Raw genomic sequence first — 13195 nt, forward strand, 5'->3', positions numbered from 1 at the left:
AATTGCTTAAAAGGTTTAATCTGCCTTAAGATACGTTTCAATTTTCTTTACTGCCAAATGATATGAGGTTTTTAAGGCTCCTACCGAGGTTTCTAATACTTCTGAAATCTCTTCATATTTCATTTCCTGAAAATACTTCATGGTAAAGACCAGTTTTTGTTTATCTGGTAGTGTGGCCAATGCCTTTTGTAACTTTAGTTGAATTTCATCTCCCTCGAAATAAACATCAGACTGTAAATTTTCTACCAATGACATTTTAAGTTCTTCATTACTGATTCCTGCTTTTTTTGATTTTTGTTTTAAAAAAGTCAGGGATTCGTTGGTCGCTATACGGTACATCCATGAATACAATTTACTGTCTCCTTTGAATCCTTCTATATTCCTGTACACTTTTATAAAAGTATTCTGTAATACATCATCCGCATCATCATGATTCAGGACAATTCTACGAATGTGCCAATAGAGACGCTCTTTGTAAGTGTTCACCAACACCTCAAAGGCCTTTGCCTGACTTTCTTTTTGTTTTAGTTCTTGAACTAAGGTTTCCTCAGCAATCAATTGTTTTTACAATTTGGTGCTATGACTAAGGTAATTGAAAAAGGTTTAATAAGAAATCGCGAAATGGTGTATAATAAAAATTAGGATCATACTCCGACAGGCTCAGGATGACGATTCAATCACTTTTTGATACGCTATTGGGCAAATGATTGCATTTCAACCAATTTTTTATAGCCTTTTTTAGATTTCATGAGTTCATCATGAGTGCCTTGCTCTATAATTTTTCCCTTACTCAGTACAACAATGGAATCTGCGTTCTGAATGGTAGAAAGTCTATGTGCAATGACCAAGGAGGTTCTGTTCTGCATCATTTTTTCCAAGGCATCCTGTACCAAGCGTTCACTTTCTGTATCCAAAGCGGAGGTAGCTTCATCCAAAATCATGATTGGTGGATTTTTCAATACTGCCCTCGCAATGGATAGTCGTTGTTTTTGCCCCCCACTCAATTTGTTTCCACTATCACCAATGTTGGTGTCATATCCGTTAGGCAATTCCATAATAAAATCATGCGCATTGGCTACTTTGGCGGCTGCAATGACTTCATCATCGGTAGCTCCTTCTTTTCCTAAACCGATGTTGTTTTTTACCGTATCATTGAACAAAATGGAATCTTGTGTCACCAATCCCATTAGACCTCGAAGGGATTTTTTGGTAATTTCTTTGATGTTGACATTGTCTATTGAAATTTCACCTGCATTTACATCGTAGAAGCGGGTTACTAAATTGGCAATGGTACTTTTCCCACTTCCTGACTGTCCCACAAGCGCCACCGTTTGTCCTTTTTGGACCTTCAGATTAAAATCCTCCAAAACATAATCATCTTCATATTTGAATGAAATGTCTTTGATAGCAATATCATCTGTAAAATCTGTTTTCTCAATGGGATCTATACTATCAGCAATTGGGTTTTCAGATTCTAATATTTCTAAAACGCGTTCCGCGGCAGCATTCCCTTTCCGTACCCCATAGGAAGCTTTGCTTATTGCTTTGGCTGGAGTAAGGATGTTATAGGCTAATCCCATGTAGGCAATGAAAGAAGAAGCATCTAGGGTCTTGTCCACCAAAACCATTTTACCTCCAAACCAGAGTAATACGCCAATCACTAAAATTCCCAGAAACTCGCCTGTAGGTGAAGCTAAGTTTTGTCTGTTTAGCAAAGAATTAGAGAACCTAAAAAAACGATTTGTAGAAGCTTTAAAAGTGTTAAAAAACTTGGATTCAGCATTAAACGCTTTAATTACTCTCAAACCTCCAAGCGTTTCTTCTACTATGGAAAGGAATTCTCCTTGCTCTTTTTGGACTTTATCTGATTGTTTTTTTAGAGATTTTCCAATTCTGGAAATAATCATTCCAGCAATGGGAATAAAGACAAAAACAAAAATGGTGAGCTTGGCACTAATACCAAACATGATTAAAATAGTAAAAACAATGGTCAGGGGTTCCCGCACTATCAACTCAAGTATAGAAAGAAAAGAATGTTGAATTTCCAATACATCTGAAGTTATCCTTGCGATAACATCTCCTTTTCTTTTTTCAGAGAAAAAAGATATTGGCAGGTCTACTATTTTCTGATACATCTTGTTACGGACATCCTTTAAAACCCCATTTCTTAGAAAAGTAATAAAGTACATGGCCAAATAGTTGAATACGTTTTTAAGAAGGAATAGGACCAAGACCAAACCAATAACCAAGACCAAACCTTTCATTTCATCATCACCGGAGTATTCATTTACGTGATAGTTTATATAGTCCTGTAAATAGTCTTTTGACTTAGAAAAGCCTTTATATACTGGTTCTACCAAAACTTTTTGTTCAGGTTTAAACAATACATCCAACATTGGGATCAATGCTGCAAAAGAAAGCGCACTAAAAAGGGCATAAAGAATATTAAAAAATATATTCAAAAAGCCGTATTTGCGATAGGGTCTCGCAAACTGGATAATCTTTTTAAAGTAATTCATGCACCTATAAATTCAGTTCTGAGAGAATACCCTCAATTTTGGCGTCCAGCCGCGAATTTACGACTTTATAATCCTCCGCTCTCTCCAATTTGGCATTTGTACTGATGTAAAATTTGACTTTAGGCTCAGTACCACTTGGTCTTGCAGCTATTCTGGTGCCGTCCTCGGTTTCGTAAATTAAAACATTGGATTTTGGTAAATCAATGATTTTCTCTTCACCGGTTTGCACATTTTTAGCAATTGAGGTGTTATAATCCTCAATCCAAATTACTTTAGATCCCTGCACGGATTCTACGGGGTTATCCTTAAAATCAATCAACATTTGTTTGATTTCTTCGGCACCACTAATCCCTTTTTTGGTTAAAGAGATTAATTTTTCTTTATAAAAACCAAAGTTTACATAGGCATCGATAAGCGCTTCGTAAAAAGAACTGCCATTTGCCTTTGCATCTGCTGCAATTTCACAAGCCAATAGGGTAGAGGTTACGGCATCTTTATCTCGGACAAAATCGCCCACCATATAACCAAAACTCTCTTCTCCACCTCCTATAAACCTAGAATCTGGAAAATCTTTGATCATTTTGCCAATCCATTTAAATCCCGTTAAGGAAGTTTTGCATTCCACGCCATAGGCTTTGGCCATTTGAGCCATCATTGGGGTAGAGACAATGGTTGTGGCTACAAATTCATTGCCTTTGAGTTCTTTTTGCTTGTATTGGTCCAAAAGGAATTTGGTCATCAGGACCATCGTTTGATTTCCGTTGAGTAATTCAATCTTACCTTCTAGGTTTCTTACAGCAATTCCTAATCGGTCACTATCTGGATCTGTGCCCACTACCATATCAGCTCCAACCGCTTCTGCTTTTTGAATAGCCATTTTTAAGGCCTCTGGCTCTTCTGGATTTGGAGACTTCACTGTTGGGAAAGCGCCATCTGGTTTTGCTTGTTCCTCAATAATGGTTACGTTGCTGTACCCTGCTCTTTTTAATACCTCGGGAATGGCCGTTATGGACGTACCGTGCAATGAAGTGAATACAATTTTAAAATCATCTTTACCCTTGGCATCAAAACTTCCTTTGCTTACGGAAGCTTCAAAAAAAGCTTCGTCCACATCCTGATCAATAAGTTGAATAAGATTTTGATTGGCATTAAAATTAATATCCTCAAAAGACAAAGCGTCTATTTCTGCAATGATGGCATCATCTTGTGGAGGTACAATTTGACCTCCATCTGTCCAATATACTTTGTATCCGTTATATTCTGGGGGGTTGTGCGAAGCTGTCAAAACAATACCGGCATGGCAATTTAAGTGCTTTACCGCAAACGAAAGCTCTGGTGTTGTGCGTAATTCAGAAAATAGAAAAACCTTGATGCCATTTGCTGAGAACACTTCAGAAACCAATCTTGCTAGGGTGTCAGAATTATGCCTACAATCATAGGCAATAACTACCTTGATTTCTTGATTAGCATATATTTTTTTAAGATAATTGCTAAGTCCCTGGGTGTTTTTTCCTAGGGTATATTTGTTGATTCTATTGGTGCCCACACCCATTACGCCCCGCATACCTCCAGTGCCAAATTCCAAGTCTTTGTAGAAGCGTTCTTTTAATTCTTCTGGATCATTTTGGATAAGATGTTGAATTTCTTTTTTGGTTTCGTCATCAAAAAAATCGGATAGCCAAGTTTGTGCGGTTGAAGTAATAGAATCCATGCTAATGGTGCTTGTTTATGGGGGCAAAATTACGAAGAATCTGTGTTTGCAGCCTTCCTAAATATTAATTTTATTGGAGATGGTGTAGCGGGTGTCATTTTTTCTGGAACGGACCATGATTTCCCCTAAAAAGCCCGCTAAAAATAGTTGGGTTCCTATAATCATGGATGCCAGGGCGATATAAAATTGGGGACGTTCTGTGATTAATCTCCCTACTGGATTTACATATAATTTATCCACGCCCAAATAAATGGAGAAGCCCAGCCCTACAATAAACATGAGGACGCCCAAAGCGCCAAACAGATGCATAGGTTGACGTCCAAACTTGGAAACGAACCAAATGGTAATCAAATCCAGAAACCCATTAACAAAGCGTTCCGCACCAAATTTGGTGCTTCCATATTTTCTAGCTTGATGTTGCACTATTTTTTCAGTTATTTTGGAAAACCCTGCGTTTTTGGCCAAAACAGGAATATACCGATGCATATCACCCGAAACCTCAATGTTTTTGATCACATCGCTTTGGTATGCTTTCAACCCGCAATTGAAATCGTTAAGTTTTAAACCTGATGTACGCCTAGCGGCCCAGTTAAAAAGTTTAGATGGGATATTTTTGGTAATGATAGAATCATACCGTTTCTTTTTCCAACCAGAAACCACATGGTTCCCATCTTCTTTAATCAAGTTGTACAACTCCGGAATTTCCTCGGGATTGTCCTGCAGGTCAGCATCCATGGTAATGACCACATCGCCTTGAGCCGCCTTAAAACCAGCGTGTAAGGCCTGCGACTTCCCAAAGTTTTTTAAGAATTGAATTCCCTTTACGGCATTATTTTTTGTAGAGAGTTCCTGAATGATTTGCCATGAACCATCGGTGCTGCCGTCATCAATAAAAATGATTTCATATAAAAAATGATTGGATTGCATAACATTTGCAATCCAATCATGAAGTTCTTTTATGGATTCTTGCTCGTTGAGCAAAGGAATTACAATAGAAATCTGCATTGTTTATTTCTGGAATTCCTTCCAAAAGTAGCATTTTTTGATGTATTATGCTGGTTCTTCCTTTTTAATTATGAGCCCAGTTATGAGTCCCACGATCAAACCAAAAAGTGCACTAATAACTAGTCCAAAGGCTAGAAATACAGGGAAAAGCTTCTTTTGGAACGCTACTCCTTGATCCCATTGTTCTTGTGTAATGCCAGGATTTTCCTCAAAAGTTTTAATGCGTTGAATTTCAGTGGCATTTTCAAGATAATCCGGCTCAATTACATTTGAAAGAACAAGAAAATATAAGGTACCCAGAAGTGCAGCGATTAATCCTACCCCAGCTCCAATTTTAATTGCTTGACCAAGTTTTATGTAGCCATTGTTGGCTTTTTTAAATTGAATCGCAGCAATGACAACAAAAACACCAAGAATGGCGAATTGTATGGATTGAATTGCAAAGCTTCTGTCATAATGTAAATCAGCAAAATATAGCATCACGCCAAACACGATGCCAACCAATCCGGCAATTACGCCGAATCTTGCCGTAAGATTTTTTGTTTTAAGTTTGTTTTCCTCCATTTTTGTCTAAATTTTTGTGTTGATTGTTGCTTGTTAGTGAGTAACTTAAAAGTTTTGTTACACCCAAAATTAGATTTTTTCTTTTTTAGCGTTTTTAGGTTGGCTTTTTGAAAGAAATCATTAAATTTGCACCTCGAAAATTCTGAGAATAAGTTTTAAGACGATGAGAAAAGGTATACACCCAGAAAATTATAGATTGGTAGCATTCAAAGATATGTCCAACGATGATGTATTTATTACCAAGTCTACTGCTGATGCAAAAGAAACTATCACTGTTGATGGTGTAGAGTATCCATTGGTAAAATTGGAAATATCTAGAACTTCTCACCCATACTATACTGGTAAAACCAAATTGGTTGATACTGCAGGTAGAATTGATAAGTTCAAAAACAAATACAAAAAATTCAGTAAAGAGGAAAAGAAAGCTGAATAAGCGATTTTTTCTTAATAATATTGGACGCCTCTGATGATTATCAGGGGCGTTTTTTATTTTTACACCTATCAAACTACCACCATGAACTATATTCTTTCTGATGGACCACAAAGAACATCTCTATTACCATTCACTTTTACACGACCTGTTGCGGAGATTCGAATAGGGATTTTGACCATAAAAGAAAAATGGGAAAAGTATCTGGATACGTCTGTAAGTTATCTTACGGAGAAGTATTTGAGTGAAAAATATCCAATGGTCGATGTTGAAGATAACATCATTATAATTGCCTCTTTTTTACCTAGCCAACAACTTTTGAAGGCCATACAGGACTTAAAACAGGGGGAAGCCATTTTTCTTGAAGACAAGGCGGTGGCTTATCGAACAAAAAATGCTAAAGAGGAATTTGATTCTTCTATGTATACTGTAGTTAATTATACGGAGGATATATTTTCTGTAGACTTTACTTGGGATATCTTTTCAAAAAATGGAGAAGCTCTTCAAGCAGATTTCGATTTAATTACAAAGGGGCGGAAAAGTGCTCCAATTTCAGATACCAATAGATTAATTGCTCCTGAAAATATTTTTTTAGAAGAAGGTGCAAAAGTGGAGCATAGTATCCTTAACGCCTCCAAAGGACCAATATATATTGGTAGGAACGCAGAGATTTGGGAAGGGTGCCTTGTCCGGGGTGCCCTGGCATTATGTGAAAACGCTGTGGTAAAGATGGGCGCTAAAATGTACGGCCCAACTACTATAGGGCCTTATGGAAAAGTCTGTGGCGAAGTGAATAACTCAGTCATATTTGGCTATTCCAGTAAGGGACACGATGGTTATTTGGGAAATGCGGTATTGGGTGAATGGTGTAATATCGGAGCGGATTCCAACAACTCCAACCTAAAAAACAACTATGCTAAAGTGCGGTTGTGGAACTATGCCACAGAAAAATTTGACCATACAGGGCTACAGTTTTGTGGATTGATGATGGGTGATCATAGTAAAACGGCCATTAACACCATGCTCAACACCGGAACGGTCATTGGGGTAAATTCCAATATCTATGTCCCAGGATTCCCCAGAAATTTTGTACCTAGTTTTAGTTGGGGAGGGGCTTCAGGTTTTACTACCTATATGCCCAAAAAAGCTTTTGAAGCTGCTGAAGTGATGATGGCACGCCGTGGAGTCGCATTTGATGAAAAAGAAGCTCGTATTTTGGAACATGTATTTGAGCTGACCAAAAAGTGGCGGAATTACTAAAGAAGTTTTAAGTAAACTTTTAATCTAATTTTCAGAAATAGCTTCGTACTCCTTTAAAAGGGCTGCACTCATTTTATCCTGTAAATCTTTACCTCCTTTTACAAGTTCTGAGACATGTGCTCTATCTTTTTCAGAAACTTTTCTATGATTTAAGCTCCATAACGACATTGCTATCATAATAGGCATTAAGTCAACACCTGTTTTGGTTAACGTGTAAATGTTTTTTTGTTTGTGCTTAGCGTCTTTTGTTTTAATAACAATTCCTGATTCTTCCAGTTTATTAAGTCTGTCCGTTAAAATATTACTGGCAATTTTTTCATCAGATTCTCGTATTTCATTAAAGTATCGTTTCCCATCAAACATAATATCTCTTATTATCAGCAAGGTCCATTTATCCCCAAACACTTCTAGGTATTGATTTATAGGGCATGATGATTTTAACTCTTTCATAGCAAGTTTTATATTAAAACTAGTTGCAAAATGAAATTAGTTTAATATATTTGATAAGTTGTTTTTTGCAACTGGTCAAATATACGTGAAAATACACACTAATGAATAGAGGCTATACTATACCGTAACGGATAAGAGGAATTACATTCCTCCTGTAAAATCAATAGACGAAATACTGGAAAAGTTTAATGGAAAATTTTTAGTGGCAACACCAAAAGCTAAAACTTTATCTGGTGCTCCCTCAGAAGTAGTGCTAGTTATAGAGTTCAAGTCTGTGGATAACGCGTATGAATTTTATAATTCTAAGGAGTATGAGAACTATAAAAAACTGTATGAAAATACCACACAGGGCTGGATATGTCTAGCGCCAGAATATTCTAAAAAAAATTGACACTATTGGATATGGATTTTAAAAAAACAATTGACATTAAAACATCAAAAGAAAATGCCTTTAAGGCAATAACAACTGAAGTGAACAAATGGTGGGGAAATGTAGATAATGAGATGGCAAATGAAATTGGGAGCGAGTTTTCTATTTTTTTTGAAGAGAATACGGAATGGAGGTTTGTGATTTCTGAACTGAAGGAGTTTAATTATGTTGCGTGGAAGTGCATTCATGCAAATCATTCATTTTCAGGGCTCAAAGGCATAAAAGAAGAATGGTTGAATAGTGAGATACAATTTGTTTTTAAACAATTAAAAGACAATATGACACAACTTTCATTTGTACATAAAGGACTAACTCCAGATCTCAATTGTTATGAAATTTGTGATGCCGGTTGGACCCATTTTATAACCAATAGCCTTAAACAGTATTTGGAAACAGGAACTGGAAACCCGAATCTAGTTAATACTCAAAATTAAAATTTCATTATATGAATAATCAATTGCTAGTAAATAAGAATGCACTCGTTTTTGGGGCAAAAGGAGCTTTAGGGGTTCAAGTATCAAAAGCATTAAAAATGCAAGGAGCCACCGTTTTCATGTCAGATATTAATGTAGACGGTATTGTGGAAGAATCAGCATTAGGCCAAATACGAAAGTTAGATACGCTAAACGAGGCAGCTATTAAAGAGTACTTTAATTGGTTTAAAAAAGAGGATGTAAGTGTTGATATTGTGATTAATTTAAGTGCATCAAATCCGGCAGAGTACAATCATGGGAAACCAGCAATGGAAGTGTCCTTAGAGCAATTTATGATGCCTTTGAAATCAACAACCGCTTGCCAGTTTCTCACTGCTAAAGCCGCTTACCCAATTATGTCTAAACAAGGACAAGGAGTTATTGTTTTTATCACATCTACCTTAGCTAAGGTGGGCTCACCTTGGAGTCCTGCTTTAACAGCATCTCATGCAGCTACCGAAGGTTTGTTGAAAAGTTTGGCAAACGAATGGGGACCAGAAGGTGTTAGGGTAATCGGGGTACGAACTGAGGCAATGCCAGACTCCCCAACAATTGATTATACGTTTACCACCATGGGGTTAAACATGGGAATAGGCAGAGATGAAATGCAACAATTTATAGTAGAAAACAAAACTGCTATGAAAAAACTTCCTTCCACAGAAAATACAGCAAACGTCGTGGTTTTAGCAGCATCTGAATTGGCAAGTTACATGACTGGCACCATTGTAAACCAATCTGTGGGGCACATTTTAGAGTAGTTGAATGCTAAGCATGTTTCTTATTTATAAGTTTTGCCAACAACTAAAACTCAAATCAATTTAGTAACTTTGCAGCCCTTAAAATCAGGGGTTTACCATGAGCAAAAAAGTTGCTTTTTATACATTAGGTTGCAAGCTTAACTTCTCTGAGACATCTACAATTGCCAGAAGTTTTACTGGAGAGGGATTTGAACGCGTGGACTTTTCCGAGCATGCGGATATTTATGTTATCAATACCTGTTCGGTAACGGAAAATGCGGATAAACGCTTTAAAACCATTGTAAAACAGGCGCAAAAGAGTAATCCAGAAGCATTCGTAGCTGCTGTAGGATGCTATGCACAGCTAAAGCCAGAGGAGCTGGCTGCAGTGGATGGTGTGGATTTAGTATTGGGAGCAACGGAAAAGTTTAAAATCACCGACTACCTTAATGACCTTACCAAAAATGATAGGGGCGAGGTACACTCCTGTGAAATTGAAGATGCCGATTTTTATGTAGGGAGTTATGCGATAGGTGATAGGACAAGAGCCTTTTTAAAAGTACAAGATGGATGTGATTATAAATGTACTTATTGCACTATCCCTTTGGCGCGAGGTATATCACGAAGTGATACTTTAGAAAATGTGCTCAAGAATGCCGCAGAAATTTCTGCTCAAGGTATCAAAGAAATTGTTTTAACAGGTGTTAATATTGGGGACTATGGTAAAGGGGAGTTCGGAAATAAAAGGCACGAACATACTTTCTTAGATTTGGTGAGAGCCCTAGATGAAGTAGAAGGCATACACCGGTTAAGAATATCGTCAATTGAGCCCAATTTATTAAAGAACGAGACTATTGATTTTGTAGCCAAAAGCAATGCCTTTGTTCCTCATTTTCATATTCCCTTGCAGAGTGGGAGCGATGAGATTTTAAAGTTGATGCGACGTAGATACCTATCCAATCTTTATGTGGATAGGGTAAACCGAATTAAGCAAACCATGCCGCATGCCTGCGTTGGAGTTGATGTTATTGTTGGTTTTCCTGGAGAGACCGATGAGCACTTTTTAGAAACCTATCACTTTCTTAATGAATTGGATATTTCCTATTTGCATGTGTTTACCTACTCAGAAAGAGATAATACCGTAGCTGCGAATATGGAAAACGTAGTGCCTAAAAATATACGCAATAAGCGGAGTAAAATGTTGCGTGGACTTTCGGCCAAAAAGCGAAGGGCTTTTTATGAAAGTCAAATAGGCAGTGAGCGTACTGTTCTTTTTGAAGGGGAGAATAAGTCTGGCTATATTCATGGGTTTACGGAAAATTACGTGAAGGTAAAAGCTCCGTGGAATCCAGAATTAGTAAATACCTTACACCAAGTGGAGCTTACAGATATTGATGAGGATGGTTTGGTGCGTTTTGAATTTATCTCCAGTAAAATTTTGGCATAAAAAAACCTCTCGATGGAGAGGTTTTTTAAAATCTAACTTTTTTGGTTAGATGCGTATCCCTACGGGAAGCATCTCTTTGTACTGTCTGTTCTTTCTTAAAAAACCTGCTATATGAGGGCTAGTAGGAACAACTCGTAGGTTTTTTTCTTGGATTTCATGCAAAACGGCTTTAATAAATGTTTCTTTAAAACCATCTTGGGTAATTTCTTCAGGTATTACTAGTTTGGTTAAAAATACCTTGCGCTCTTGTGAGGAGTACTCAATTTTAGCTAAATGCCCATCAACCTTAGTTTCAAATTGGCGCAAGAAACTATTGTCATTAATTTCCATTTCTGTCATATAGTATTGTTTTAAAATTGACACAGTTCAATTACCAAAATGATAATTCCACTGCTACCCTAACTCTTGCATGTATGCAAATACGTGAGGCTTATTGCAAAAGGGACACAAAATTAGTCAAAAATTCCCTAATTTCCTAGCCAAATCGTTATTCGGTGAGATATGCCCGACAATAGAATACATATATACCTTATGCCGGGAATGGCTGCAAATCCATCAATTTTTGATGGCCTAAAACTACCCGAAGAACATTTCGCATTGCACACCTTGGAATGGTTTGTACCATTAAAAGGAATGAGCTTTGAAGCCTATGCAGTGGAAATGTGCAAAAAAATCACACATAAAAACCCGGTGCTGTTAGGTGTTTCCTTTGGGGGACTTTTAGTCCAAGAAATGGCGAAACATATGGGCACTTCAAAAATAATTGCAGTCTCTTGTGTAAAACAGCATTCTGAACTGCCAAAAAAAATGCTCTTTGCAAAATATACCAAAGCACACAAGTTGTTGCCCACAGGGTTAGTCAATAATGTGGAGCTTTTGGCCAAATATGCCTTTGGTGAAACAGTGACCAAGCGACTCGAACTCTATGAAAAATACCTCTCCATACGAGATAAACGCTATATAGATTGGGCAATTGACAACATTGTAGGTTGGGAGCAAACAGCACCACCTACCAATCTTGTGCACATTCATGGGGTTAAGGACAATGTATTTCCCATTGCCAATATAAAAGATTGCATTCCTGTTAAAAATGGAACGCATACCATGATAATCCATCGGGCAAAATGGTTTAATGAGAACCTGCCTGCAATTATTTTAGAAGAAGGCAGTTCTATATAGTATCTTTATATAACATTAATGAATGAATAGCATGAAGCACATAAAAAACATTTTGGCGGGTATAGGATTGGTTGTAGTTGTGGGTAGTCTTGTTTTTGCGGTACAATCAGACAAAGTGGAAAAACCTGCGGAAGTAGAGGTTTCTGATAAGAATGTGGCCGAAGGCTATAAAATAAGTGCTATTGAAATCCCCAGTGATTTAAATTTTGCTGGAGAACAAGTGCCGTTGGAAGACCCTGAAATTATGGAGCGTGTTGACCGTGAATTTTTGGTGAATACTTATTGGCAGTCTAACGCTTTATTGTTGATGAAACGTGCCAATAAATATTTTCCCATTATAGAACCCATTTTGGCTAAAAATGGGATTCCAGATGATTTTAAATACTTGGCAGTAGCCGAAAGTGGTTTACAGAATGCTGTATCCCATGCCGGTGCCACAGGATTTTGGCAGATAATGAAGGCAACCGGCAAAGAATATGGTCTTGAAGTGAACTCCAATGTGGATGAACGCTATCATATTGAAAAATCTACTCAAGTAGCTTGTGACTATATAAAAAAATGGAAAAAACGATTTGGAAGTTGGACCTTGACTGCTGCAGCCTACAATGCCGGCCCCGGAGGCATACGTAAATACATGAACATTCAAAAAGCAGATGACTACTACGATTTGTTGCTTGGTGAAGAGACAGGTCGATATGTGTTCCGCATTATGGCTATAAAAGAGATTATCTCCAACCCTGATAAATACGGATTTGCGGTTGAAAAAGCAGATTTTTACAACGCAGTACCCACTTTTTCTGTTGAGGTTGATTCTGCGGTAGCCAGTTGGGCCGATTTTGCCAAGCTTTACGAAATCAACTACAAAGTTTTAAAAAGACATAACCCTTGGTTACGTGAACCACATTTGAATAATACTTCTGGTAAAAAGTATGTGGTGGAAATTCCTAATAAGGGGTATTATAGAAACTCGGGTACAGGGCAATAATTTTG

At 37.4% G+C, this 13195-nt stretch carries 14 protein-coding genes and 1 pseudogene; 8 read left to right on the forward strand and 7 right to left on the reverse strand.

Going from position 1 to position 13195, the window contains the following annotated elements; genetic code table 11:
- Positions 1-15: 15 nt before the first annotated feature.
- The 5 genes from FVB32_RS12165 to FVB32_RS12185 form a co-directional block, all read right to left on the reverse strand.
- A complete protein-coding gene (locus FVB32_RS12165; RefSeq protein ID WP_147744069.1) occupies positions 16-558 on the reverse strand; it encodes an RNA polymerase sigma factor in 543 nt (180 codons plus the stop codon).
- Between the two features lie 134 nt (positions 559-692).
- Positions 693-2519 carry an ABC transporter ATP-binding protein gene (locus FVB32_RS12170; protein ID WP_147744070.1) on the reverse strand — a complete coding sequence of 609 codons (1827 nt, stop codon included), beginning with the start codon at positions 2517-2519 and terminating at the stop codon, positions 693-695.
- Between the two features lie 4 nt (positions 2520-2523).
- Entirely contained in the window at positions 2524-4230 is a 1707-nt protein-coding gene (locus FVB32_RS12175) for a phospho-sugar mutase (RefSeq protein WP_147744071.1), read from the reverse strand.
- A gap of 57 nt (positions 4231-4287) precedes the next feature.
- A complete protein-coding gene (locus FVB32_RS12180; RefSeq protein WP_147744072.1) occupies positions 4288-5235 on the reverse strand; it encodes a glycosyltransferase family 2 protein in 948 nt (315 codons plus the stop codon).
- 45 nt (positions 5236-5280) lie between these two features.
- Positions 5281-5799 (reverse strand): DUF4199 domain-containing protein, encoded by a 519-nt coding sequence (locus tag FVB32_RS12185; protein WP_147744073.1) that lies wholly within the window; start codon positions 5797-5799, stop codon positions 5281-5283.
- A 163-nt stretch (positions 5800-5962) separates the two neighbouring features.
- On the opposite strand from FVB32_RS12185, the gene FVB32_RS12190 reads away from it, so the two are divergent.
- On the forward strand, positions 5963-6232 hold the full coding sequence (locus FVB32_RS12190) for a type B 50S ribosomal protein L31 (protein WP_147744074.1): 270 nt from the start codon (positions 5963-5965) through the stop codon (positions 6230-6232).
- A gap of 81 nt (positions 6233-6313) precedes the next feature.
- Positions 6314-7489: a GlmU family protein gene (locus tag FVB32_RS12195; protein ID WP_147744075.1), complete on the forward strand. Its 1176-nt coding sequence runs from the start codon at positions 6314-6316 to the stop codon at positions 7487-7489.
- A gap of 24 nt (positions 7490-7513) precedes the next feature.
- On the opposite strand, the gene FVB32_RS12200 is transcribed toward FVB32_RS12195, so the two are convergent.
- On the reverse strand, positions 7514-7939 hold the full coding sequence (locus FVB32_RS12200) for a winged helix-turn-helix transcriptional regulator (RefSeq protein ID WP_147744076.1): 426 nt from the start codon (positions 7937-7939) through the stop codon (positions 7514-7516).
- 130 nt (positions 7940-8069) lie between these two features.
- On the opposite strand from FVB32_RS12200, the pseudogene FVB32_RS18055 reads away from it, so the two are divergent.
- From FVB32_RS18055 to mtaB, 4 genes and pseudogenes are all read left to right on the forward strand, one after another.
- Positions 8070-8330, forward strand: a pseudogene (locus FVB32_RS18055) (DUF1330 domain-containing protein); the annotation flags it as partial.
- Positions 8331-8341: 11 nt separating this feature from the next.
- The gene (locus FVB32_RS12210) at positions 8342-8803 is read left to right on the forward strand and encodes an SRPBCC family protein (protein ID WP_147744077.1); all 462 of its coding nucleotides are present in this window, start codon (positions 8342-8344) and stop codon (positions 8801-8803) included.
- Between the two features lie 11 nt (positions 8804-8814).
- Entirely contained in the window at positions 8815-9600 is a 786-nt protein-coding gene (locus FVB32_RS12215) for an SDR family NAD(P)-dependent oxidoreductase (RefSeq protein WP_147744078.1), read from the forward strand.
- A gap of 97 nt (positions 9601-9697) precedes the next feature.
- Positions 9698-11026, forward strand: coding sequence for a tRNA (N(6)-L-threonylcarbamoyladenosine(37)-C(2))-methylthiotransferase MtaB (gene mtaB, locus FVB32_RS12220; protein ID WP_147744079.1), 1329 nt, complete (start codon positions 9698-9700; stop codon positions 11024-11026).
- Positions 11027-11071: 45 nt separating this feature from the next.
- Here mtaB and FVB32_RS12225 read toward each other — a convergent pair whose 3' ends face one another.
- Positions 11072-11365, reverse strand: a complete 294-nt coding sequence (locus FVB32_RS12225; RefSeq protein WP_147744080.1) for a GNAT family N-acetyltransferase — start codon at positions 11363-11365, stop codon at positions 11072-11074.
- Between the two features lie 162 nt (positions 11366-11527).
- On the opposite strand from FVB32_RS12225, the gene FVB32_RS12230 reads away from it, so the two are divergent.
- Positions 11528-12205, forward strand: a complete 678-nt coding sequence (locus FVB32_RS12230) for an alpha/beta hydrolase (RefSeq protein WP_147744081.1) — start codon at positions 11528-11530, stop codon at positions 12203-12205.
- Positions 12206-12236: 31 nt separating this feature from the next.
- A complete protein-coding gene (locus FVB32_RS12235) occupies positions 12237-13190 on the forward strand; it encodes a lytic transglycosylase domain-containing protein (RefSeq protein ID WP_147744082.1) in 954 nt (317 codons plus the stop codon).
- Positions 13191-13195 lie beyond the last annotated feature (5 nt).

The organism is Flagellimonas hymeniacidonis (assembly GCF_008040165.1).
GTDB classification, from domain to species: Bacteria; Bacteroidota; Bacteroidia; order Flavobacteriales; family Flavobacteriaceae; genus Flagellimonas; species Flagellimonas hymeniacidonis.

Bases quoted from the DNA above. Each gene is read 5' to 3' on its own strand.
- FVB32_RS12175 (WP_147744071.1), bottom strand. From the start codon at position 4,230: ATGGATTCTATTACTTCAACCGCACAAACTTGGCTATCCGATTTTTTT.
- FVB32_RS12195 (WP_147744075.1), top strand. From the start codon at position 6,314: ATGAACTATATTCTTTCTGATGGACCACAAAGAACATCTCTATTACCA.
- mtaB (WP_147744079.1), top strand. From the start codon at position 9,698: ATGAGCAAAAAAGTTGCTTTTTATACATTAGGTTGCAAGCTTAACTTC.
- FVB32_RS12185 (WP_147744073.1), bottom strand. From the start codon at position 5,799: ATGGAGGAAAACAAACTTAAAACAAAAAATCTTACGGCAAGATTCGGC.
- FVB32_RS12225 (WP_147744080.1), bottom strand. From the start codon at position 11,365: ATGACAGAAATGGAAATTAATGACAATAGTTTCTTGCGCCAATTTGAA.
- FVB32_RS12180 (WP_147744072.1), bottom strand. From the start codon at position 5,235: ATGCAGATTTCTATTGTAATTCCTTTGCTCAACGAGCAAGAATCCATA.
- FVB32_RS12190 (WP_147744074.1), top strand. From the start codon at position 5,963: ATGAGAAAAGGTATACACCCAGAAAATTATAGATTGGTAGCATTCAAA.
- FVB32_RS12235 (WP_147744082.1), top strand. From the start codon at position 12,237: ATGAAGCACATAAAAAACATTTTGGCGGGTATAGGATTGGTTGTAGTT.
- FVB32_RS12230 (WP_147744081.1), top strand. From the start codon at position 11,528: ATGCCCGACAATAGAATACATATATACCTTATGCCGGGAATGGCTGCA.
- FVB32_RS12170 (WP_147744070.1), bottom strand. From the start codon at position 2,519: ATGAATTACTTTAAAAAGATTATCCAGTTTGCGAGACCCTATCGCAAA.
- FVB32_RS12210 (WP_147744077.1), top strand. From the start codon at position 8,342: ATGGATTTTAAAAAAACAATTGACATTAAAACATCAAAAGAAAATGCC.
- FVB32_RS12215 (WP_147744078.1), top strand. From the start codon at position 8,815: ATGAATAATCAATTGCTAGTAAATAAGAATGCACTCGTTTTTGGGGCA.
- FVB32_RS12200 (WP_147744076.1), bottom strand. From the start codon at position 7,939: ATGAAAGAGTTAAAATCATCATGCCCTATAAATCAATACCTAGAAGTG.